This window comes from Streptomyces sp. NPDC028419, assembly GCF_055565515.1.
Genome location: NZ_JBVHUE010000023.1, coordinates 49,553 through 67,485, shown reverse-complemented (window position 1 = coordinate 67,485; position 17,933 = coordinate 49,553). Strand labels below are relative to the sequence as shown.

Sequence of the window (17,933 nt, the reverse complement as noted above, 5' to 3'; positions counted from 1 at the left end):
GGACGGAACTACGTCGTGCAGCCCTTGCAGCACCCGGGCTCGGCCGCGCGGTAGGCCCGGTCGCACCGCTCACAGTTGCGCAGCGGCAACACCGGGGGCACCGACGCCCGCGGTGTGCCGATGCCCGCCCAGCCCGACCTTTCGGGCGGAATCTGCACGGTGAGCCGGTGCGCGACCAGCCCGGCGGGGTGGCGCGGCCGCGGCGGCAGGTGGAGGGTGAGCGCGGCGGTCACGGCGTCCGGCGAGGCCCCGCGCTCCAGCCAGGCCTCGACCGCGGGCGCGAGCCGCTCGACGTCCCGCTCCCCGAGCAGCAACCGGGGATCCACCCCGCGCAGCCGTACGAGCACCTGCTCGGCGGCCGCCCGGCGCGCGGCGTTGGCCGGGCCGGAGGGCCGGGGGAGCGGTCGTAGCGGGATGGCGGCCGCTACCGGTGGTGGCTCGGACTCCGCCGCCATGGCCTCGGCCGCTCCGGGCTCTGCCCCTACGGGCTCCGCTTCCCGCCCGGTTTCCTCCTCGGGGACGGCGTAACCGGGCCGGTTGTAGAACACGGTCCGCGTGATCACCTGCCCGCCGGGCAGCCGATGCCGGGTGCGCTCCAGATAGCCGTGCTCCTCCAGCTCCCGCAGCGTCCGGCCGATCCGGTACTCGCTCTCGGGGAACCGGGCGGCGAGGTCCTTGATGCCGATGGGGGTGCCGGTCGGCAGCGACTGGATGTGCGTGCCGAGGCCGATGCCCATCAGGGACATCTCGGAGTGCTGGGCGAGGTGGTTGCCCACCACGGTGAAGCGGCGGGTGTGCCGGATGTTGACGTGGATGACCCCGTACCGGGGACTCCCGTCGGTGTTCCGGGACGAGGCGCGCGGACGCACGCTAAGCTTCTGAATACCCATCGGGAAGAGCCTTACTTCCTCGCTGGTCAGGCCCCCGCCCGGGATTGCAGTCCCGCCGGGGGCCGACGCATGTCTGGACTTGTCGCGCCGAGCATATGCCAGCGAACCCCCATGAAAGCCAGCCCAGTTGGCCCAGTTCACCCGTGTGAGCTACGCCCCCGCACCGCCCTTCCCCGAGAGGCTGGAGAGGCTTGGCAGAGGCCTTTCGCTTCCCCAGTACTAACCCCTTACACAGCTAACCCCACCGCATCGCGGTTCCCCACGACGCGGCTGCGTGGCGCCTCCGGGCCCGGTTCGAGCGGAGGGCAATAAGGATGTCTACGACCGCGGGATGCCCTTGCCGATCGCCTCCGCGACGAACCCGACCAGCCACGTCCCGGTGATGCCGAGTGCCCAGGAGTTGATGGTGTTCATCGTCGCCGGGGCCACGAGCACCGCGTCCGCCGGCGGCCACACGTCCGGGTGGCCGGGCCTCGTCAGCCCGAGGCGCACGTCCCAACCGCGAGCCTGCGACTCCTCCACCACACCGGCGATCTCGAAGACGGGCGGAGCCGCCGAACAGAGCAGGTACAGAGTCCTCGTCCTCATGTTCCTGAACCTATGCAACCGCCCCCGAACCGCGTCGAGTCGGGCGATCGGCGAGCGGCCGCCCGCCCACGGCTCCCGCCCGATTACTACGCTGCGGCCATGACGATTCGCGCTGTGGTTTTCGACGTCGGTGAGTGCCTCGTGGACGAGACCCGGGAGTACGGCACGTGGGCCGACTGGCTCGGCGTACCCCGCCACACGTTCGCGGCGATGTTCGGGGCCGTGATCGCACAGGGCCGCGACTACCGGGAGGTCTTCGAACCGTTCAAGCCCGGCTTCGACCTGGCGACCGAGCGGGAAGCGCGGGCCGCCGCGGGCAAGCCGGAGTGGTTCGGCGAGGACGACCTCTACCCGGACGTGCGGCCCGCGCTCGCCCGGCTCCGCGCGGACGGGCTCTGGCTCGCCATCGCCGGGAACCAGACCGTGCGCGCCGGCGGACTGCTGCGCGAGTTGTTCACCAAGGACGTGGACCTGATCGGCACCTCGGACGACTGGGGCGCGTCGAAGCCGGACCCCGAATTCTTCGAGCGGGTCGCCGCGGTCGTCCCCGCCGAGCCGTCGGAGATCCTGTACGTCGGCGACCGCGTCGACAACGACCTGCGGCCCGGCAAGCAGGCGGGGATGCACACCGCGCTCGTCCGCCGGGGCCCGTGGGCCACGATCCAGTGGGACACCCCCGAGGCGCGCGAGCTGCCGACGTTCCGCGTCGAGAGCCTCGCCGAGTTGTCCCCCCGCATCGCCGACTTCAACGGGCGATAGCGCTGACCACCGCACCCCAGGCGTAGAGCCGATCGTCGAGGTCGCGGACGTACTGCTCGTGCTCCCAGGGGCCGAGCGCGCGCCGCACCTCGCGGACCCGCTCCAGCCCGGTGGCGTACCAGTGCGTCTCCAGCAGTTCCAGCGCGCGCAGGGCGTACCGGGCCGCGTCCTGCGGGCGCCCGGCGGCGGCCTCGACCGCACCGAGGTCGCCGAGGACGACCGTGCGCTGCTTGTCGGCGTCCCCGGGCAGTTCGTCGAGTACGCGCAGGAGCGTCTCGCGTGCTTGCGGCAGGTGTCCGGCGGTCAATTGCGTGTTGCCCTTGAACGCGGCGAGCCGGACCGGGCTGAACCAGTCCATCCACTCGGGGGTGGGGCTCGCGGTGTCCTCGACGACGGTCTCGCCGTGGGCGATCAGGTTGAGGGCCGCGCGCGCATCGCCGCATCGGGTGGCGCACTCCGCCTCGACCGCGTCGAGCCAGGCGACGAAGTGGCCGCCGGCCCGCCCGCGGCGGGCGTAGGTGCGGGCTGCGACCATGCGTTCGGTCGCTGCTGCTCGCTGTCCGGCCCACCCGGGGATGAACGCCATGTGGGCGAGGACCGCGGCGCCGAGGAGGGCGTCGTCGGCTTCTCCGCCAGCCTGGAGCGCGCGGACCCACGTGTCACCCGCCCGCTCGGGCTCGCGGAGGTCGAAGAACTCGATCCGGCCGGCCAGGAGCCAGCTCTCCGCGAGGGAGGCCGCGAGCGTCTGCCGGGTGCGGCCGGTGGTCGCATCGAGCAGCTGGCCGCCGAGGGCGGCGTGCGCGGCCACGGCCGGGTGCAGTATCGCGGGGGCCACGGTCCAGTACAGCCGACGGTGGGCACGCGTGACGGCGAGGAAGTCCCCTCCGACGCTGGCGGGTTGCGGCGGACTGGCAGTGCGGATCGGGCCGCGGTTCGCGGGGGCGATGAGGCTCTTGGCGGGCAGGGGGCCGGTACCGGACGGCACGTTGAATCCGAGCTCGTCCAGGGTGCGTCCGAGGAGGTCGACGAGCGCCTGACGGACCTCCGGATTCGGCAGGGGCGGGTTCTCCCCTTCGTAGCGGCGGGCCTGGCGCAGACCGATGTGGAGTCCGCGGGCCGCGAGGGCATCGACCAGTTCTTGCTGGGTCCGGTAGCCCGCGGCTTGGCGGGCCGCCCTGAACCGGGCGTTGCCGGTGGGTCGGCTCATTCCAACTCCCTTGACGGGTGGGTGTCCTGGCCCACTGTCCCAGGGAGCGCCCTTTGCCGCCATGGTCCACGAAAAAGGGGACCGCAAAGCCCTCTTTTGGACTCGAAAAGGCCGCTTCTAAGTCCTCCCCATAGGACTTTTATGAGTCCAAGGTGTCTTTCACCACCCACTGATGACGGTAGGGAGCACCCCGGATGGACGTACGCGAGAGCAGGCCGGACGAGACCTTCGGGCACGTCGACCACCCCCTCCTGCACCGGCGGGTCCGCGACCCGCAGTCGATGCGCGAGGGCGAGCTGATGGCCGTCGTCGAGGAGTTCCTCGGCGTGGTCGCGGGGGAGCGGAAGTACACGCGGACCGCCTACATCCGTGGCGCCGACGGCCTGGAGTTCACCGCGGCCCCGCACACCCTGGAGCAGCTGTGAGCTCCGGGGCGCCGGCCGCCGGCCGGATCTGCGTCTTCTGCGACCGCCCCATCAAGGCCGGCGGCCACGAGTTCGTCCCGCACTCGGCCTCCGGCGCCCAGCCCTCCAGCTGGGCCCACGACATCCGCGACCCGTCGTGCAAACCGCTCCGCGCGGACGAACGGTGACCCACGAGGGCCCGACTCCGCCGGGGCGCCGGGCATGCCTGGTGCTGCGCACCCTGTCATGGACCGGGCGCGCCCCGCCCATCCGATGGCCTGGAATTTTGACCGTCAGGTCCGGATTCCTCCGAGAGCCGCAGAGTCAAGCTACTCAAGCCCCTCCAGAAGGTCGTGGACGTACGCGCGCAGTGCTGTGGGGTGCGCCTCAAGGTCGATGCTTCCCAGATGTGTGGCCATGTCCGGATCGAGGAACTCGGAGAGCTGGAGCAGTGCATTGAGCTGCGCCTCCAGCGCCTCGCTGTCCCGCTCCTGAGCGGCGGCGAGAGCCAGCACGCCGGCCAATTGCCGCGCCACCTCCGGAGATGCGACGAAGGACAGGTCGGTGACCTTGTCTGCCGCGCTCTCACGCCGCCTGGCATCCTCGTGGGCCAATTCCCTGATCATTTCGAACGCGAGACGAGAAGACGAAGCCATCTCGGGGTGGGTCCTCTCAATAGGGGAGTTCATAGCCGCCCGGCCACGTTATGTGAGTGTCATTGGCGGCGGCCGGATTGTGGTGCTCGCTCCTGGGGTTGTGAACTTGCCGGTGGTGGAGCGTTCCGGATTCGTCCTGATACCTTCCGCCTATCGAAATGCGGTAGATATCCCCGCTGGCGGCGTTCGATCCTGCAGGCGCGGTCGCGTCGGCATCGTGAATTCTCAGACGGACCGTATTGCCTGTCACATCGTCCATCCACTTGTACTCGACTCCCTTCTGGGCTCCCCCATTGGGATCGGGTGTGAGCGTTCGAACCGTGGCGTCCTCCGGAACGATGTCCAACGGGTTCTGTTGGGGGCGGGGGAGAGGCCCAGGGGGTCCGGGGTGAGGTAGCGGGCCGTTTCCGGGTCGTAGGTGCGGAAGACGTTGTGGTGGAGGCTGGATTCCGGGTCGTAGTACTGGCCCGGGAAGCGCAGCGGGGTGTAGGCGGTGGCGTCGCGGTTCCAGGTCGTCGTGCCCCACAGGGTGGTGCGGGTGTGCCAGGCGACCTCGCCCGCCTCGTCGATCAGCTGGGTCGGGGTGCCGATCAGGTCCGTGACGATGGCGAAGAAGCGGTCGTCGACGCCCTCCTGGTCCAGGTGTTCGGTCTGGGTCAGGGGGTGCGCGCCCTGGTGGGTCCATGTCAGGTTGACCGGCCCGTGCTCTGCTCGCAGAGGGCGGCGCCGTCCCAGGTGAACACGACCTCCTCCGTCGGGCTCCGCTTCGAGGTGCGGCGGCCCAGGGGGTCGTAGGTGTAGGTCCAGCGCGTGCCGTCCGGGGTGGTGACGGCGGCCAGCTGGTCCTGCGCGTTCCATTCGTAGTGCCAGGTGTCGGGCTTGCGGGACAGCCGCGTCTTCTGCCGCAGCACCGTCCGGCCCAGGGCGTCGTACTCGTAGCGGACCGAGCCCGCCCGGGTGAGGAGGGTGCCGGTGTAGGTGCGGGCCCCACGGGCCTCCGCCCCCGGGTGGGGGTCGGGCCAGTCGGCCGAGGTCTGGTTGCCGGCGTCGTCGTAGGCGTACCGCTCCGACCACGAGCCCGCCTCCACCGCGGTGACCCGCGCGGCCGCGTCGAGCGTGAAGGTGCGGGCGCCGGTGAGGGAGTCCTCGGTCCCGGTCAGGTGGCCGTCGGCGCGGTAGCCGTAGCCCCGGCGCTGGAGCGTGCGCCCGTCCCGGCCGATGACCGACTGCGCGGTCGTGCGGCCGAGCTCGTCGTACTCCTGGGTGAGGGATACGGCGCCGATCGTGCGCGCGAGCTCCTGGCCCGCCGCGTCGTGCGTGAAGGTCAGGGTGCGGCCGGAGGTCGTCAGGGCCGCGCTCCGCCCCGCCGCGTCGTGCGTCCGGACCGTGCGCCGCTGGGCGTCGTACGGGCGATGCGGCGGCCCAGGGCGTCGTAGGTGTAGCTCAGCGTGCGGCCGTCGACCGTCTCCGAGCGGACCCTGCCCGCGCGAGTGCCCGTACGCCCCACTCCCAGCGCCCGCAGAAGTCCTCGAAGACCGATGCGACGGCCGGGTGGCCCGCCTCCATGCCCGTCAAGGCCAGAGCCCCGAAGCCCGCGCCGAAGGACGCCCCCGCCGAGGACGCCCCGATGCCGCCGATCTCGCCCAGCTCCGCCGTCGTCGCCCTCAAGCCGCTCAGTACCTGTTCGACGGCCGCCGGGTCCACCGCCAGGTCCTTCGACGCCTCGGACGCCTCTTCGCCGCCGCTACCGCTCATGTCCCACCCCCGTGCTCGAAACGGCAGCGTAGGAGGTGGTGCGGGCGGATCGATCTTTGCGCGTGCGGATCCGGCCAAAGGCCCTCCCCGGGCCCGCCTTCGGGCTGGTCAGGGGCTGTGAGAGGCTCCGCTGACAAAGATCACGGGGGTGGAGCATGACAAACGATGAAAGCCGCGGCGGGAGCGGATCCGGGGTGCCCGACGACGAGTGGGCGCGGTTCGTCCAGGACGCCGAGCGGGGGAGTGGGGCGGCGCCCAAGGAGCCGTCGGCGCGGGCGCGGATGGTGACGGAGCGGTTGCGGCGCGAGGACGAACAGCGGGCCGCCGCCGCGCGCGGGCGGTTCGGGCGGCGGCGCGGGTCCGTGCCCGTCGAGCCGCCCGGGTGGCGGACCGGGCCGGCCTGGCAGGAGATGCGGGGCCGGGGCAGGGCCAAGCGGCGGATCAAGACGACCCTGGCCGTCGTCTTCGTCGCGGGGCTCGCGCTGGCCGCACTGCGGCCCGAGCTGCTGGTCGACAAGCTGACCGGCGAGGGGGAGGACCGGGACCGGGACCGGGCCCGCATCGCCGCCCCGCTGCCCGCCGAGACCGCGCGGCCGACCGCGGCTCCGGGGCCGGTGGACCCGGACCGGCCGACCCTCAAGGAGCCCTTCCGCGGCTCCCCGGCCCTCCAGTGGGCGGACGGCGCCGCCGGCATCGAGCTGCCGGCCGCCACGGCCGTGAACGGGGTCCCCCAGGAGCAGGTCGCCTCCCTGCTGGCCCGCACCCGGGACCTGCTCGTCGCCGCGAACCTGGACCCCGCGGTCCTGGCCGGGGCCCGGCCAGAGGTCGCCCTGGGGCTCCTGGACCCGCTGCAGGACGAGGTCAAGGGCCGCATGGAGCGGGCGCTGGAGAAGCCTTCCGCCGAGGACAACCCGCTCTTCCTCTTCAGCCGCTTCGACCCGGCGGAGGTGCGCTTCCACGGCGGGGTCGTCAAGACCCGGGGCCGGATGACGGTCGAGGGCGGCAAGGAGGCGGGGGAGGTGCTCGTGCACGCCGACTACACCTTCGTCTACCCGGTCGTACGGGCGAAGGGCGGCTCCGACGAGGTGGCCCGCACCATCGTCCGGCGCACCGTGACGACGGCCTACCACGACCCGAAGCACTGGCAGGTGACCGACGGCAAGCTCCAGCTCGTGGAGTGGAAGGAGAGCGCGGGCAACGACGACTGCACCCGGGACGGGACCGGCTACCTGCACCCGAACTTCGCCGGTGACCCGCGTACGACGCCGAACCCGACCGGGTCGGTCACGGACCCGTACGACCGGAGCACGCCGCTGGACGCGCTGCCGCAGGACTGCGGGACCGTCTCCCGGTCCTGACCCCCGCCCCGGTGCGGCGCTGCGTGGTGCAGTTTGACCACGCAGCGCGACGGGGTATTGTTCTGCGCCCGATTGGCGCCATACGTGTCGGGTATGGCAGACTACTCAAGTTGCTCGGCTGAGTGCCGATGCTGCGCGCCTCCCGCCGGGAGGACCGGAAGCGAGTCCCACAGTACTCGTCGCCTTCATCTGCCCTCCGGGGCAGCACTGGGGCGGACGTACGGGAATCTTCTGGGAAGTGTCAGCACGGAGTAGGCCAGGCACTCGGTGGGTGTTTCTCCCCCGATGCGCGGTCCTGGGACCGCACCCCCTTGGCAGGGAATTTCCTATGGAAATTTCTTTGGAGGGAGTGCGACACGCCCGACCGCGTGGGTCGGAGGAGGAGCTGTGGAGAAATCCGCGGCCTACCGGGAGCCAGAGCGTTTCCACAACAGACAGGACTACGGAGTAGCCATGGCGGGACAGAAGATCCGCATCCGGCTCAAGGCCTACGACCACGAGGTCATCGATTCCTCGGCGAAGAAGATCGTCGAGACGGTGACCCGCACTGGTGCGTCGGTCGCGGGCCCGGTGCCGCTGCCCACTGAGAAGAACGTGTACTGCGTCATCAAGTCGCCGCACAAGTACAAGGACTCGCGCGAGCACTTCGAGATGCGCACGCACAAGCGCCTGATCGACATCCTCGACCCGACGCCCAAGACCGTTGACTCGCTGATGCGCCTGGACCTTCCGGCCGGCGTTGACATCGAGATCAAGCTCTGAGAGGCACGGAGAAGATGGCAAAGCAGATCAAGGGCGTCCTGGGCGAGAAGCTCGGCATGACCCAGGTCTGGGACGAGAACAACCGTGTCGTCCCGGTGACCGTGGTCAAGGCCGGACCCTGCGTCGTTACCCAGGTCCGTACGAACGACATCGACGGCTACGAGTCGGTCCAGATCGCCTTCGGCGAGATCGACCCGCGCAAGGTGAACAAGCCCCTCAAGGGCCACTTCGCCAAGGCCGACGTGACCCCGCGCCGCCACCTGGTGGAGCTCCGCACCTCTGACGCCAGCGAGTACACGCTCGGCCAGGAGATCACTGCGGCCGTGTTCGAGTCCGGCGTCAAGGTTGACGTCACGGGCAACAGCAAGGGCAAGGGCTTCGCCGGTGTCATGAAGCGGCACAACTTCCGGGGCCTCGGCGCCGGTCACGGTGTGCAGCGCAAGCACCGCTCCCCCGGTTCGATCGGTGGCTGCGCCACCCCTGGGCGTGTCTTCAAGGGCATGCGCATGGCCGGTCGTATGGGTAACGAGCGCGTCACCACCCAGAACCTGACCATCCACGCGGTTGACGCGGAGAAGGGCCTGCTCCTCATCAAGGGCGCGGTTCCCGGTCCGAACGGCGGCCTCGTCCTGGTCCGTACCGCGGTTAAGGGGGCTTGAGTTAATGAGCACCATTGACATCCTTTCGCCGGCAGGCGACAAGGCCGGTACCGTCGAGCTCCCCGCGGAGATCTTCGACGCCAAGACCAGCGTTCCGCTGATCCACCAGGTCGTCGTCGCTCAGCTGGCAGCTGCCCGTCAGGGCACGCACAAGACCAAGCGTCGCGGCGAAGTCCGTGGTGGTGGCCGCAAGCCGTACCGCCAGAAGGGCACCGGCCGCGCCCGTCAGGGTTCGACCCGCGCTCCGCAGTTCGCCGGCGGTGGCGTCGTCCACGGCCCGCAGCCGCGTGACTACTCGCAGCGGACCCCGAAGAAGATGAAGGCCGCCGCTCTCCGCGGTGCCCTGTCGGACCGTGCGCGTCACTCCCGCATCCACGTCATCACCGGCGTGGTCGAGGGTGCCGCCTCCACGAAGGCCGCCAAGACGCTGTTCGGCAAGATCTCGGAGCGCAAGAACCTGCTCCTGGTCGTCGACCGCGCCGACGAGGCTGCGTGGCTGTCCGCCCGCAACCTGCCCCAGGTCCACATCCTGGAGCCGGGCCAGCTGAACACGTACGACGTGATCGTCTCTGACGACGTGGTCTTCACTCAGGCCGCTTTCGAGTCCTTCGTGTCTGGCCCCAAGGCCGACGAGACCGAAGGGAGCGACGCGTAATGTCTGACGCGACCGTTACCAGCAAGACCTTCACTGACCCGCGCGACCTGCTGATCAAGCCGGTTGTCTCGGAGAAGAGCTACGCGCTGCTCGACGAGAACAAGTACACGTTCATCGTCGCGCCGGGCTCGAACAAGACCCAGATCAAGCAGGCTGTGGAAGCGGTCTTCTCGGTCAAGGTCACCGGGGTCAACACGATCAACCGTCAGGGTAAGCGCAAGCGCACCAAGACCGGTTTCGGCAAGCGCGCTGACACCAAGCGCGCCATCGTGACCCTCGCTGAGGGCGACCGAATCGACATCTTCGGCGGCCAGGCCTCCTAACGGAGGTCTAGTCGTCCGGAATCGGACGAGGACTGAGAAATGGGTATCCGCAAGTACAAGCCGACGACCCCGGGCCGTCGTGGCTCCAGCGTCGCCGACTTTGTCGAGATCACGCGGTCCACGCCGGAGAAGTCGCTGGTTCGCCCGCTGCACAGCAAGGGCGGCCGTAACAACACCGGTCGGATCACTGTTCGCCACCAGGGCGGCGGCCACAAGCGCGCCTACCGCGTGATCGACTTCCGTCGTCACGACAAGGATGGCGTGCCGGCCAAGGTCGCTCACATCGAGTACGACCCCAACCGCACCGCGCGCATCGCGCTCCTGCACTACGCAGACGGCGAGAAGCGCTACATCATCGCCCCGGCCAAGCTGAGCCAGGGTGACCGGATTGAGAACGGCCCTGGCGCCGACATCAAGCCGGGCAACAACCTCCCGCTCCGCAACATCCCGGTCGGTACCACGATCCACGCGATCGAGCTCCGTCCCGGTGGTGGCGCCAAGTTCGCCCGCTCTGCCGGTTCTTCCGTGCAGCTGCTCGCGAAGGAGGGCCAGTACGCCCACCTGCGTATGCCGTCGGGCGAGGTTCGCCTGGTCGACGTCCGCTGCCGCGCCACGGTCGGCGAGGTCGGCAACGCCGAGCAGTCGAACATCAACTGGGGCAAGGCCGGCCGCATGCGCTGGAAGGGCGTTCGCCCGACCGTCCGCGGTGTCGCGATGAACCCGGTCGACCACCCGCACGGTGGTGGTGAGGGTAAGACCTCCGGTGGTCGTCACCCGGTCTCCCCGTGGGGTCAGAAGGAGGGTCGTACTCGCTCGCCGAAGAAGGCTTCGAGCAAGTACATCGTCCGCCGCCGCAAGACGAACAAGAAGCGCTAGGAGCGGGTTTAGATGCCGCGCAGTCTCAAGAAGGGACCCTTCGTCGACGGACACCTCATCAAGAAGGTGGACGTACAGAACGAAGCCGGTACCAAGAACGTCATCAAGACCTGGTCCCGTCGCTCGATGATCATCCCGGCCATGCTGGGTCACACCATCGCGGTGCACAACGGCAAGATCCACGTCCCGGTGTTCGTCACCGAGTCGATGGTCGGCCACAAGCTCGGCGAGTTCTCGCCGACTCGCACCTTCCGCGGCCACGTCAAGGACGACCGGAAGTCGAAGCGCCGCTAAAGGCGGGGTGGTTACGACTATGACTTACACCGAAGGGACAACCATGGAAGCCAGGGCCCAGGCGCGGTACATCCGCGTCACGCCCATGAAGGCCCGCCGAGTGGTGGACCTTATCCGTGGCATGGATGCCACGGAGGCTCAGGCGGTCCTGCGTTTCGCCCCGCAGGCCGCGAGCGTGCCGGTTGGCAAGGTGCTGGACAGCGCCATTGCCAATGCCGCACACAACTACGACCACACGGACGCCTCCTCGCTGGTTATCAGCGCGGCGTACGTGGACGAGGGCCCGACCCTGAAGCGGTTCCGTCCGCGTGCTCAGGGCCGTGCCTACCGGATCCGCAAGCGGACCAGCCACATCACCGTGGTCGTCAGCAGCAAGGAAGGTTCCCGGTAATGGGCCAGAAGGTAAACCCGCACGGGTTCCGGCTCGGCATCACCACCGACTTCAAGTCGCGTTGGTACGCCGACAAGCTGTACAAGGACTACGTCAAGGAAGACGTCGCCATCCGCAGGATGATGACGTCCGGCATGGAGCGCGCCGGCATCTCGAAGGTTGAGATCGAGCGCACCCGTGACCGCGTGCGTGTGGACATCCACACCGCTCGTCCCGGCATCGTCATCGGCCGCCGTGGCGCCGAGGCCGACCGCATCCGCGGTGACCTCGAGAAGCTCACGGGCAAGCAGGTCCAGCTGAACATCCTCGAGGTCAAGAACCCCGAGATGGACGCTCAGCTGGTCGCGCAGGCCGTTGCGGAGCAGCTGTCCTCCCGCGTTTCCTTCCGTCGCGCCATGCGTAAGAGCATGCAGGGCACGATGAAGGCCGGCGCCAAGGGCATCAAGATCCAGTGTGGTGGCCGTCTCGGCGGCGCCGAGATGAGCCGGTCCGAGTTCTACCGCGAGGGTCGTGTGCCGCTGCACACGCTGCGCGCGAACGTGGACTACGGCTTCTTCGAGGCCAAGACCACCTTCGGCCGTATCGGCGTGAAGGTCTGGATCTACAAGGGCGACGTCAAGAACATCGCCGAGGTTCGCGCCGAGAACGCTGCGGCCCGTGCGGGTAACCGCCCGGCCCGTGGTGGCGCGAACGACCGTCCGGCCGGTGGCCGTGGTGGTCGTGGTGGCGAGCGTGGCGGCCGTGGCGGCCGCAAGCCGCAGCAGGCTGTCGGCGCCGAGGCCCCCAAGGCCGAGGCCGCTGTCGCCGCTCCGGCTGAGAGCACCGGAACGGAGGCCTGACCGACATGCTGATCCCTCGTAGGGTCAAGCACCGCAAGCAGCACCACCCCAAGCGCCGCGGTATGGCCAAGGGCGGTACTGAGGTCTCGTTCGGCGAGTACGGCATCCAGGCGCTTACCCCCGCCTACGTGACGAACCGCCAGATCGAGGCGGCTCGTATCGCGATGACCCGCCACATCAAGCGTGGCGGCAAGGTCTGGATCAACATCTACCCGGACCGTCCCCTGACGAAGAAGCCTGCCGAGACCCGCATGGGTTCCGGTAAGGGTTCTCCCGAGTGGTGGATCGCGAACGTGCACCCGGGCCGGGTCATGTTCGAGCTGTCCTACCCGAACGAGAAGATTGCTCGTGAGGCGCTCACCCGCGCTGCTCACAAGCTTCCGATGAAGTGCCGGATTGTTCGGCGCGAGGCAGGTGAGTCGTGATGGCGACGGGAACCAAGGCGTCCGAGCTGCGTGAGCTCGGCAACGAGGAGCTCGTTGGCAAGCTGCGCGAGGCCAAGGAAGAGCTGTTCAAGCTGCGCTTCCAGGCGGCCACGGGTCAGCTCGAGAACAACGGCCGGCTCCGTTCCGTCCGCAAGGACATCGCCCGGATCTACACCCTGATGCACGAGCGCGAGCTCGGCATCGAGACGGTGGAGAGCGCCTGATGAGCGAGAAGAATGTGACTGAGACCCAGGACCGCGGCTTCCGCAAGACCCGTGAGGGCCTCGTCGTCAGCGACAAGATGGACAAGACCGTCGTCGTCGCCGTCGAGGACCGCGTGAAGCACGCCCTGTACGGCAAGGTCATCCGCCGTACGAACAAGCTCAAGGCGCACGACGAGCAGAACGCTGCTGGCGTCGGCGACCGCGTCCTCATCATGGAGACGCGTCCGCTGTCGGCGAGCAAGCGCTGGCGCATCGTCGAGATCCTCGAGAAGGCCAAGTAAGGAAATTGCCTGGGGGGTTTCCCCCAGGTCAGTTCCGCCAGGCTCGGTAGGGGCTTCCACCGCTTGAAAGAGCACCGCGAAGCCCCTGCCGGGAACCGGCAGACAAACAGGAGATAGACGTGATCCAGCAGGAGTCGCGACTGCGTGTCGCCGACAACACTGGTGCCAAGGAAATCCTTTGCATCCGTGTTCTCGGTGGTTCGGGTCGCCGCTACGCGGGCATCGGTGACGTCATCGTCGCCACCGTCAAGGACGCTATCCCGGGCGGCAATGTGAAGAAGGGTGACGTCGTCAAGGCCGTCATCGTTCGCACCGTCAAGGAGCGCCGCCGCCAGGACGGCTCGTACATCCGCTTCGACGAGAACGCCGCTGTCATTCTCAAGAACGACGGCGACCCTCGTGGCACCCGTATCTTCGGCCCGGTGGGCCGTGAGCTGCGCGAGAAGAAGTTCATGAAGATCATCTCGCTCGCGCCGGAGGTGCTGTAAGCATGAAGATCAAGAAGGGCGACCTGGTTCAGGTCATCACCGGTAAGGACAAGGGCAAGCAGGGCAAGGTCATCGTGGCCATCCCTACTGAGAACCGCGTCCTGGTCGAGGGTGTCAACCGGGTCAAGAAGCACACCAAGGCCGGCCAGACCGCTGGTGGCTCGCAGACCGGTGGCATCGTGATCACCGAGGCGCCGATCCACGTCAGCAACGTTCAGCTGGTCGTGGAGAAGGACGGCCAGAAGGTCGTCACCCGCGTCGGCTACCGCTTCGACGACGAGGGCAACAAGATCCGCGTTGCCAAGCGGACGGGTGAGGACATCTGATGGCTACCACTCCGCGTCTCAAGACGAAGTACCGCGAGGACATCGCGGGCAAGCTGCGTGAGGAGTTCTCCTACGAGAACGTCATGCAGATCCCCGGCCTCGTCAAGATCGTCGTGAACATGGGTGTCGGCGACGCCGCCCGTGACTCGAAGCTGATCGACGGTGCCATCAAGGACCTGACGACGATCACCGGTCAGAAGCCGGCCGTCACGAAGGCCCGCAAGTCCATCGCGCAGTTCAAGCTGCGCGAGGGTCAGCCGATCGGCTGCCACGTCACCCTCCGTGGTGACCGCATGTGGGAGTTCCTGGACCGTACGCTGTCGCTCGCGCTGCCGCGTATCCGTGACTTCCGTGGTCTGTCGCCGAAGCAGTTCGACGGCCGTGGCAACTACACCTTCGGTCTCACGGAGCAGGTCATGTTCCACGAGATCGACCAGGACAAGATCGACCGTACCCGGGGTATGGACATCACCGTGGTCACCACGGCGACCAACGACGACGAGGGCCGCGCCCTCCTTCGTCACCTCGGCTTCCCCTTCAAGGAGGCGTAAGCGAGATGGCGAAGAAGGCTCTCATCGCGAAGGCTGCCCGTAAGCCCAAGTTCGGTGTGCGTGCGTACACCCGCTGCCAGCGCTGCGGTCGTCCCCACTCCGTGTACCGCAAGTTCGGCCTGTGCCGCGTGTGCCTTCGTGAGATGGCTCACCGTGGCGAGCTGCCGGGCGTGACCAAGAGCTCCTGGTAATTCCCTCTCGTCCTTAGGGACTTGGGAATCACCAGAGACTCTCGGTAAGCACCTGGCCGGTGGGTGCCCCGCTCCGCATGCCGTAGGCTTGTGGGGTTGGGCGCCCGCCGTCCATAACGACTTACTACGCCGTAGGTCCCCGCACCGCACCCGTCCCGCCACTGAGTGGGGAGAGGGATGGCGCATACAGGAAACCCCGGCGAGAGAGGCCGAAGGCCGATTCATGACCATGACTGACCCGATCGCAGACATGTTGACTCGTCTGCGTAACGCTAACTCGGCGTACCACGACACCGTCGTGATGCCGCACAGCAAGATCAAGTCGCACATCGCGGAGATCCTCAAGCAAGAGGGTTTCATCACCGGCTGGAAGGTCGAGGACGCCGAGGTCGGCAAGAACCTCGTCCTCGAGCTGAAGTTCGGGCCGAACCGTGAGCGCTCCATCGCGGGCATCAAGCGGATCTCGAAGCCCGGTCTGCGCGTGTACGCGAAGTCCACCAACCTGCCCAAGGTGCTCGGCGGCCTGGGCGTGGCGATCATCTCCACGTCCCACGGTCTGCTCACCGGCCAGCAGGCAGGCAAGAAGGGCGTAGGTGGGGAAGTCCTCGCCTACGTCTGGTAGTCGGGAACGGAGGAAAAGCAATGTCGCGAATCGGCAAGCTCCCCATCCAGGTTCCCGCCGGTGTGGACGTCACCATCGATGGCAGCACGGTTGCCGTGAAGGGCCCCAAGGGCACCCTCACCCACACCGTCGCCGCGCCCATCGGTGTCGTTAAGGGCGAGGACGGTGTCCTCACCGTCACGCGCCCCAACGACGAGCGTCAGAACAAGGCCCTGCACGGCCTGTCCCGCACGCTGGTGGCGAACATGATCACCGGCGTGACCGCGGGTTACGTCAAGGCGCTCGAGATCAGCGGTGTCGGTTACCGCGTCGCCGCGAAGGGCTCCAACCTGGAGTTCCAGCTTGGTTACAGCCACCCGATCCTGATCGAGGCGCCCGAGGGCATCTCCTTCAAGGTCGAGTCGCCCACCAAGTTCACGGTCGAGGGCATCGACAAGCAGAAGGTCGGCGAGGTCGCCGCCAACATCCGCAAGCTGCGGAAGCCCGACCCGTACAAGGCCAAGGGTGTCAAGTACGCCGGCGAAGTCATCCGCCGCAAGGTCGGAAAGGCTGGTAAGTAGCCATGGCATACGGTGTGAAGATCGCCAAGGGCGACGCGTACAAGCGCGCTGCCAAGGCTCGCCGCCACATCCGCATCCGCAAGAACGTCTCGGGTACGGCGGAGCGTCCGCGCCTCGTCGTGACGCGTTCCAACCGCAACATCGTTGCTCAGGTCATCGACGACCTCCAGGGTCACACCCTGGCGTCCGCGTCGACCCTGGACGCTTCGATCCGCGGTGGCGAAGGCGACAAGAGCGCTCAGGCCCAGGCTGTCGGCGCGCTCGTCGCCGAGCGTGCCAAGGCTGCGGGTGTCGAGACCGTCGTGTTCGACCGCGGTGGCAACCGATACGCCGGGCGCATTGCCGCTCTGGCTGACGCCGCCCGCGAAGCCGGGCTGAAGTTCTAAGCCCCGGTTCCGGGACTGGACGTAACAGAGAGAGGTAATCCAATGGCTGGACCCCAGCGCCGCGGAAGCGGTGCCGGTGGCGGCGAGCGGCGGGACCGGAAGGGTCGCGACGGTGGCCCTGCCGCCGAGAAGACCGCTTACGTTGAGCGCGTTGTCGCGATCAACCGCGTCGCCAAGGTTGTCAAGGGTGGTCGCCGCTTCAGCTTCACCGCGCTGGTCGTGGTGGGCGACGGTGACGGCACTGTAGGTGTCGGTTACGGCAAGGCCAAGGAAGTTCCCGCGGCCATCGCCAAGGGCGTCGAGGAAGCCAAGAAGAGCTTCTTCAAGGTCCCGCGTATCCAGGGCACCATCCCGCACCCGATCCAGGGCGAGAAGGCGGCCGGCGTTGTCCTGCTGAAGCCTGCTTCCCCCGGTACCGGTGTTATCGCCGGTGGCCCGGTGCGCGCCGTTCTGGAGTGCGCCGGCGTTCACGACATCCTGTCGAAGTCGCTCGGCTCCGACAACGCGATCAACATCGTGCACGCGACCGTTGCAGCGCTCAAGGGCCTGCAGCGTCCCGAGGAGATCGCGGCTCGCCGTGGTCTGCCGCTCGAGGACGTCGCCCCGGCGGCTCTCCTTCGTGCGCGTGCTGCGGGAGCGGGTGCGTAATGGCCCGTCTCAAGATCACGCAGACGAAGTCGTACATCGGCAGCAAGCAGAACCACCGCGACACGCTGCGTTCGCTCGGGCTCAAGCGCCTGAACGACGTCGTCGTCAAGGAGGACCGCCCCGAGTTCCGCGGAATGGTGCAGACCGTCCGCCACCTCGTGACGGTTGAGGAGGTTGACTAAGATGGCTGAAAACAGCCCGCTGAAGGCCCACAACCTCCGTCCCGCCCCCGGCGCCAAGACCGCGAAGACCCGTGTCGGTCGTGGTGAGGCGTCGAAGGGTAAGACGGCCGGTCGTGGTACGAAGGGCCAGAAGGCCCGTTACCAGATCCCGCAGCGCTTCGAGGGCGGGCAGATGCCCCTCCACATGCGCCTGCCGAAGCTCAAGGGCTTCAAGAACCCGTTCCGCACCGAGTTCCAGGTCGTGAACCTGGACAAGCTCGGCGCTCTCTACCCCGAGGGTGGAGAAGTCACGGTGGCCGACCTGGTCGCCAAGGGCGCGGTTCGCAAGAACAGCCTCGTCAAGGTCCTGGGCCAGGGCGAGATCTCCGTGGCGCTGCAGGTTTCGGTTGACGCCGTCTCCGGCTCCGCCAAGGAGAAGATCGCTGCCGCTGGCGGCACCGTCACCGAGCTCGTCTAAGACGAACCCAGTGATTTATAGCTAGAAACCCGACCGGGGATGCCTCACATATGGGGCATCCCCGGTTGGTCGTTCCTAGGCGGGCCTTCTCGCCGGTATGGTGGCCTGCACCTTTGCTTTGTCGTATTCGTCGATCCCTCAGACCGTCACCTCTGACGCAGTAGCGCGGGGGTCGC

Annotated in this window: 31 protein-coding genes and 1 pseudogene; 25 read left to right on the top strand and 7 right to left on the bottom strand. The window is 68.1% G+C overall.

Features of this window, described 5'->3' with window-relative positions:
* Positions 1 to 8: 8 nt before the first annotated feature.
* Both ACZ4UB_RS25535 and ACZ4UB_RS25530 read right to left on the bottom strand, forming a co-directional pair.
* Complete coding sequence (locus ACZ4UB_RS25535; protein ID WP_468073457.1) at positions 9 to 890, bottom strand: helix-turn-helix domain-containing protein; 882 nt, start codon at positions 888 to 890, stop codon at positions 9 to 11.
* A 318-nt stretch (positions 891 to 1,208) separates the two neighbouring features.
* Positions 1,209 to 1,478 (bottom strand): flavoprotein, encoded by a 270-nt coding sequence (locus ACZ4UB_RS25530; RefSeq protein ID WP_468073455.1) that lies wholly within the window; start codon positions 1,476 to 1,478, stop codon positions 1,209 to 1,211.
* Between the two features lie 99 nt (positions 1,479 to 1,577).
* On the opposite strand from ACZ4UB_RS25530, the gene ACZ4UB_RS25525 reads away from it, so the two are divergent.
* Positions 1,578 to 2,237, top strand: coding sequence for an HAD family hydrolase (locus tag ACZ4UB_RS25525; RefSeq protein ID WP_468073453.1), 660 nt, complete (start codon positions 1,578 to 1,580; stop codon positions 2,235 to 2,237).
* Here ACZ4UB_RS25525 and ACZ4UB_RS25520 read toward each other — a convergent pair.
* Positions 2,224 to 3,444: a transcriptional regulator gene (locus ACZ4UB_RS25520; protein ID WP_468073451.1), complete on the bottom strand. Its 1,221-nt coding sequence runs from the start codon at positions 3,442 to 3,444 to the stop codon at positions 2,224 to 2,226. The genes ACZ4UB_RS25525 and ACZ4UB_RS25520 overlap by 14 nt on opposite strands.
* Before the next feature lie 194 nt (positions 3,445 to 3,638).
* Here ACZ4UB_RS25520 and ACZ4UB_RS25515 point away from each other — a divergent pair, with 194 nt between their 5' ends.
* Together ACZ4UB_RS25515 and ACZ4UB_RS25510 are read left to right on the top strand one after the other, a co-directional pair.
* Positions 3,639 to 3,869, top strand: a complete 231-nt coding sequence (locus ACZ4UB_RS25515) for a hypothetical protein (protein ID WP_468073449.1) — start codon at positions 3,639 to 3,641, stop codon at positions 3,867 to 3,869.
* On the top strand, positions 3,866 to 4,036 hold the full coding sequence (locus ACZ4UB_RS25510; protein ID WP_468073447.1) for a hypothetical protein: 171 nt from the start codon (positions 3,866 to 3,868) through the stop codon (positions 4,034 to 4,036). The genes ACZ4UB_RS25515 and ACZ4UB_RS25510 overlap by 4 nt, the downstream gene beginning before the upstream one ends.
* Before the next feature lie 141 nt (positions 4,037 to 4,177).
* Here ACZ4UB_RS25510 and ACZ4UB_RS25505 read toward each other — a convergent pair whose 3' ends face one another.
* The 4 genes and pseudogenes from ACZ4UB_RS25505 to ACZ4UB_RS25490 all read right to left on the bottom strand — a co-directional run bounded on the left by ACZ4UB_RS25505 (position 4,178) and on the right by ACZ4UB_RS25490 (position 6,259).
* Positions 4,178 to 4,504, bottom strand: a complete 327-nt coding sequence (locus ACZ4UB_RS25505; protein WP_468073445.1) for a hypothetical protein — start codon at positions 4,502 to 4,504, stop codon at positions 4,178 to 4,180.
* 16 nt (positions 4,505 to 4,520) lie between these two features.
* Entirely contained in the window at positions 4,521 to 4,850 is a 330-nt protein-coding gene (locus ACZ4UB_RS25500) for a polymorphic toxin type 30 domain-containing protein (RefSeq protein WP_468073443.1), read from the bottom strand.
* 8 nt (positions 4,851 to 4,858) lie between these two features.
* Positions 4,859 to 5,987, bottom strand: a pseudogene (locus ACZ4UB_RS25495) (RHS repeat domain-containing protein); the annotation flags it as partial.
* Positions 5,948 to 6,259: a hypothetical protein gene (locus ACZ4UB_RS25490; RefSeq protein WP_468073441.1), complete on the bottom strand. Its 312-nt coding sequence runs from the start codon at positions 6,257 to 6,259 to the stop codon at positions 5,948 to 5,950. The gene ACZ4UB_RS25490 and the pseudogene ACZ4UB_RS25495, both read right to left, overlap by 40 nt.
* A 155-nt stretch (positions 6,260 to 6,414) precedes the next feature.
* Here ACZ4UB_RS25490 and ACZ4UB_RS25485 point away from each other — a divergent pair, with 155 nt between their 5' ends.
* From ACZ4UB_RS25485 to rplO, 22 genes are all read left to right on the top strand, one after another.
* Entirely contained in the window at positions 6,415 to 7,617 is a 1,203-nt protein-coding gene (locus ACZ4UB_RS25485) for a hypothetical protein (RefSeq protein ID WP_468073439.1), read from the top strand.
* Between the two features lie 453 nt (positions 7,618 to 8,070).
* Entirely contained in the window at positions 8,071 to 8,379 is a 309-nt protein-coding gene (gene rpsJ / locus ACZ4UB_RS25480; RefSeq protein ID WP_003948644.1) for a 30S ribosomal protein S10, read from the top strand.
* 14 nt (positions 8,380 to 8,393) lie between these two features.
* Positions 8,394 to 9,038: a 50S ribosomal protein L3 gene (rplC, locus tag ACZ4UB_RS25475; RefSeq protein WP_354382999.1), complete on the top strand. Its 645-nt coding sequence runs from the start codon at positions 8,394 to 8,396 to the stop codon at positions 9,036 to 9,038.
* 4 nt (positions 9,039 to 9,042) lie between these two features.
* On the top strand, positions 9,043 to 9,693 hold the full coding sequence (rplD, locus tag ACZ4UB_RS25470) for a 50S ribosomal protein L4 (RefSeq protein WP_354383000.1): 651 nt from the start codon (positions 9,043 to 9,045) through the stop codon (positions 9,691 to 9,693).
* Entirely contained in the window at positions 9,693 to 10,016 is a 324-nt protein-coding gene (gene rplW / locus ACZ4UB_RS25465; protein ID WP_215023440.1) for a 50S ribosomal protein L23, read from the top strand. The genes rplD and rplW overlap by 1 nt, the downstream gene beginning before the upstream one ends.
* A gap of 39 nt (positions 10,017 to 10,055) precedes the next feature.
* Positions 10,056 to 10,892 (top strand): 50S ribosomal protein L2, encoded by an 837-nt coding sequence (rplB, locus tag ACZ4UB_RS25460; RefSeq protein ID WP_354383001.1) that lies wholly within the window; start codon positions 10,056 to 10,058, stop codon positions 10,890 to 10,892.
* Between the two features lie 12 nt (positions 10,893 to 10,904).
* Positions 10,905 to 11,186 (top strand): 30S ribosomal protein S19, encoded by a 282-nt coding sequence (gene rpsS, locus ACZ4UB_RS25455; protein WP_023539342.1) that lies wholly within the window; start codon positions 10,905 to 10,907, stop codon positions 11,184 to 11,186.
* A 43-nt stretch (positions 11,187 to 11,229) separates the two neighbouring features.
* Positions 11,230 to 11,577 carry a 50S ribosomal protein L22 gene (rplV, locus tag ACZ4UB_RS25450; RefSeq protein ID WP_354383077.1) on the top strand — a complete coding sequence of 116 codons (348 nt, stop codon included), beginning with the start codon at positions 11,230 to 11,232 and terminating at the stop codon, positions 11,575 to 11,577.
* On the top strand, positions 11,577 to 12,416 hold the full coding sequence (gene rpsC, locus ACZ4UB_RS25445) for a 30S ribosomal protein S3 (RefSeq protein ID WP_385777854.1): 840 nt from the start codon (positions 11,577 to 11,579) through the stop codon (positions 12,414 to 12,416). Before rplV ends, rpsC begins: the two co-directional genes overlap by 1 nt.
* A 5-nt stretch (positions 12,417 to 12,421) precedes the next feature.
* Entirely contained in the window at positions 12,422 to 12,841 is a 420-nt protein-coding gene (rplP, locus tag ACZ4UB_RS25440; protein WP_030026326.1) for a 50S ribosomal protein L16, read from the top strand.
* Positions 12,841 to 13,065: a 50S ribosomal protein L29 gene (rpmC, locus tag ACZ4UB_RS25435; RefSeq protein WP_073912892.1), complete on the top strand. Its 225-nt coding sequence runs from the start codon at positions 12,841 to 12,843 to the stop codon at positions 13,063 to 13,065. Before rplP ends, rpmC begins: the two co-directional genes overlap by 1 nt.
* Positions 13,065 to 13,346: a 30S ribosomal protein S17 gene (gene rpsQ / locus ACZ4UB_RS25430; protein ID WP_053682619.1), complete on the top strand. Its 282-nt coding sequence runs from the start codon at positions 13,065 to 13,067 to the stop codon at positions 13,344 to 13,346. The genes rpmC and rpsQ overlap by 1 nt, the downstream gene beginning before the upstream one ends.
* Before the next feature lie 119 nt (positions 13,347 to 13,465).
* Complete coding sequence (rplN, locus tag ACZ4UB_RS25425) at positions 13,466 to 13,834, top strand: 50S ribosomal protein L14 (RefSeq protein WP_003956455.1); 369 nt, start codon at positions 13,466 to 13,468, stop codon at positions 13,832 to 13,834.
* Positions 13,835 to 13,836: 2 nt separating this feature from the next.
* Positions 13,837 to 14,160 (top strand): 50S ribosomal protein L24, encoded by a 324-nt coding sequence (gene rplX / locus ACZ4UB_RS25420; protein ID WP_330332032.1) that lies wholly within the window; start codon positions 13,837 to 13,839, stop codon positions 14,158 to 14,160.
* The gene (gene rplE / locus ACZ4UB_RS25415; RefSeq protein WP_030388859.1) at positions 14,160 to 14,711 is read left to right on the top strand and encodes a 50S ribosomal protein L5; all 552 of its coding nucleotides are present in this window, start codon (positions 14,160 to 14,162) and stop codon (positions 14,709 to 14,711) included. Before rplX ends, rplE begins: the two co-directional genes overlap by 1 nt.
* A gap of 5 nt (positions 14,712 to 14,716) precedes the next feature.
* Complete coding sequence (locus tag ACZ4UB_RS25410; protein WP_003956452.1) at positions 14,717 to 14,902, top strand: type Z 30S ribosomal protein S14; 186 nt, start codon at positions 14,717 to 14,719, stop codon at positions 14,900 to 14,902.
* A gap of 223 nt (positions 14,903 to 15,125) precedes the next feature.
* On the top strand, positions 15,126 to 15,524 hold the full coding sequence (rpsH, locus tag ACZ4UB_RS25405) for a 30S ribosomal protein S8 (protein ID WP_007265911.1): 399 nt from the start codon (positions 15,126 to 15,128) through the stop codon (positions 15,522 to 15,524).
* Positions 15,525 to 15,544: 20 nt separating this feature from the next.
* Positions 15,545 to 16,084 (top strand): 50S ribosomal protein L6, encoded by a 540-nt coding sequence (rplF, locus tag ACZ4UB_RS25400; protein WP_354383003.1) that lies wholly within the window; start codon positions 15,545 to 15,547, stop codon positions 16,082 to 16,084.
* A gap of 2 nt (positions 16,085 to 16,086) precedes the next feature.
* The gene (gene rplR, locus ACZ4UB_RS25395) at positions 16,087 to 16,470 is read left to right on the top strand and encodes a 50S ribosomal protein L18 (protein ID WP_030026334.1); all 384 of its coding nucleotides are present in this window, start codon (positions 16,087 to 16,089) and stop codon (positions 16,468 to 16,470) included.
* 42 nt (positions 16,471 to 16,512) lie between these two features.
* The gene (gene rpsE, locus ACZ4UB_RS25390) at positions 16,513 to 17,118 is read left to right on the top strand and encodes a 30S ribosomal protein S5 (RefSeq protein WP_354383004.1); all 606 of its coding nucleotides are present in this window, start codon (positions 16,513 to 16,515) and stop codon (positions 17,116 to 17,118) included.
* A complete protein-coding gene (gene rpmD / locus ACZ4UB_RS25385) occupies positions 17,118 to 17,300 on the top strand; it encodes a 50S ribosomal protein L30 (protein WP_053682614.1) in 183 nt (60 codons plus the stop codon). Before rpsE ends, rpmD begins: the two co-directional genes overlap by 1 nt.
* Position 17,301: 1 nt before the next feature.
* A complete protein-coding gene (rplO, locus tag ACZ4UB_RS25380) occupies positions 17,302 to 17,757 on the top strand; it encodes a 50S ribosomal protein L15 (RefSeq protein ID WP_053682613.1) in 456 nt (151 codons plus the stop codon).
* The last annotated feature ends 176 nt before the right edge of the window (positions 17,758 to 17,933 follow it).

What these genes read in the sequence shown, in the direction of transcription:
- rpsH (WP_007265911.1), top strand. Translation starts at nt 15,126, where the DNA reads ATGACCATGACTGACCCGATCGCAGACATGTTGACTCGTCTGCGTAAC.
- rplR (WP_030026334.1), top strand. Translation starts at nt 16,087, where the DNA reads ATGGCATACGGTGTGAAGATCGCCAAGGGCGACGCGTACAAGCGCGCT.
- rplD (WP_354383000.1), top strand. Translation starts at nt 9,043, where the DNA reads ATGAGCACCATTGACATCCTTTCGCCGGCAGGCGACAAGGCCGGTACC.
- rplC (WP_354382999.1), top strand. Translation starts at nt 8,394, where the DNA reads ATGGCAAAGCAGATCAAGGGCGTCCTGGGCGAGAAGCTCGGCATGACC.
- ACZ4UB_RS25505 (WP_468073445.1), bottom strand. Translation starts at nt 4,504, where the DNA reads ATGGCTTCGTCTTCTCGTCTCGCGTTCGAAATGATCAGGGAATTGGCC.
- rpsE (WP_354383004.1), top strand. Translation starts at nt 16,513, where the DNA reads ATGGCTGGACCCCAGCGCCGCGGAAGCGGTGCCGGTGGCGGCGAGCGG.
- ACZ4UB_RS25525 (WP_468073453.1), top strand. Translation starts at nt 1,578, where the DNA reads ATGACGATTCGCGCTGTGGTTTTCGACGTCGGTGAGTGCCTCGTGGAC.
- ACZ4UB_RS25410 (WP_003956452.1), top strand. Translation starts at nt 14,717, where the DNA reads ATGGCGAAGAAGGCTCTCATCGCGAAGGCTGCCCGTAAGCCCAAGTTC.
- ACZ4UB_RS25520 (WP_468073451.1), bottom strand. Translation starts at nt 3,444, where the DNA reads ATGAGCCGACCCACCGGCAACGCCCGGTTCAGGGCGGCCCGCCAAGCC.
- rpmC (WP_073912892.1), top strand. Translation starts at nt 12,841, where the DNA reads ATGGCGACGGGAACCAAGGCGTCCGAGCTGCGTGAGCTCGGCAACGAG.
- rplB (WP_354383001.1), top strand. Translation starts at nt 10,056, where the DNA reads ATGGGTATCCGCAAGTACAAGCCGACGACCCCGGGCCGTCGTGGCTCC.
- rpsJ (WP_003948644.1), top strand. Translation starts at nt 8,071, where the DNA reads ATGGCGGGACAGAAGATCCGCATCCGGCTCAAGGCCTACGACCACGAG.
- rplV (WP_354383077.1), top strand. Translation starts at nt 11,230, where the DNA reads ATGGAAGCCAGGGCCCAGGCGCGGTACATCCGCGTCACGCCCATGAAG.
- rplE (WP_030388859.1), top strand. Translation starts at nt 14,160, where the DNA reads ATGGCTACCACTCCGCGTCTCAAGACGAAGTACCGCGAGGACATCGCG.
- rplP (WP_030026326.1), top strand. Translation starts at nt 12,422, where the DNA reads ATGCTGATCCCTCGTAGGGTCAAGCACCGCAAGCAGCACCACCCCAAG.
- rplF (WP_354383003.1), top strand. Translation starts at nt 15,545, where the DNA reads ATGTCGCGAATCGGCAAGCTCCCCATCCAGGTTCCCGCCGGTGTGGAC.
- ACZ4UB_RS25490 (WP_468073441.1), bottom strand. Translation starts at nt 6,259, where the DNA reads ATGAGCGGTAGCGGCGGCGAAGAGGCGTCCGAGGCGTCGAAGGACCTG.
- rplX (WP_330332032.1), top strand. Translation starts at nt 13,837, where the DNA reads ATGAAGATCAAGAAGGGCGACCTGGTTCAGGTCATCACCGGTAAGGAC.
- rpmD (WP_053682614.1), top strand. Translation starts at nt 17,118, where the DNA reads ATGGCCCGTCTCAAGATCACGCAGACGAAGTCGTACATCGGCAGCAAG.
- rplW (WP_215023440.1), top strand. Translation starts at nt 9,693, where the DNA reads ATGTCTGACGCGACCGTTACCAGCAAGACCTTCACTGACCCGCGCGAC.
- rpsQ (WP_053682619.1), top strand. Translation starts at nt 13,065, where the DNA reads ATGAGCGAGAAGAATGTGACTGAGACCCAGGACCGCGGCTTCCGCAAG.
- ACZ4UB_RS25535 (WP_468073457.1), bottom strand. Translation starts at nt 890, where the DNA reads ATGGGTATTCAGAAGCTTAGCGTGCGTCCGCGCGCCTCGTCCCGGAAC.
- ACZ4UB_RS25515 (WP_468073449.1), top strand. Translation starts at nt 3,639, where the DNA reads ATGGACGTACGCGAGAGCAGGCCGGACGAGACCTTCGGGCACGTCGAC.
- rplO (WP_053682613.1), top strand. Translation starts at nt 17,302, where the DNA reads ATGGCTGAAAACAGCCCGCTGAAGGCCCACAACCTCCGTCCCGCCCCC.
- rpsS (WP_023539342.1), top strand. Translation starts at nt 10,905, where the DNA reads ATGCCGCGCAGTCTCAAGAAGGGACCCTTCGTCGACGGACACCTCATC.
- ACZ4UB_RS25485 (WP_468073439.1), top strand. Translation starts at nt 6,415, where the DNA reads ATGACAAACGATGAAAGCCGCGGCGGGAGCGGATCCGGGGTGCCCGAC.
- rpsC (WP_385777854.1), top strand. Translation starts at nt 11,577, where the DNA reads ATGGGCCAGAAGGTAAACCCGCACGGGTTCCGGCTCGGCATCACCACC.
- ACZ4UB_RS25530 (WP_468073455.1), bottom strand. Translation starts at nt 1,478, where the DNA reads ATGAGGACGAGGACTCTGTACCTGCTCTGTTCGGCGGCTCCGCCCGTC.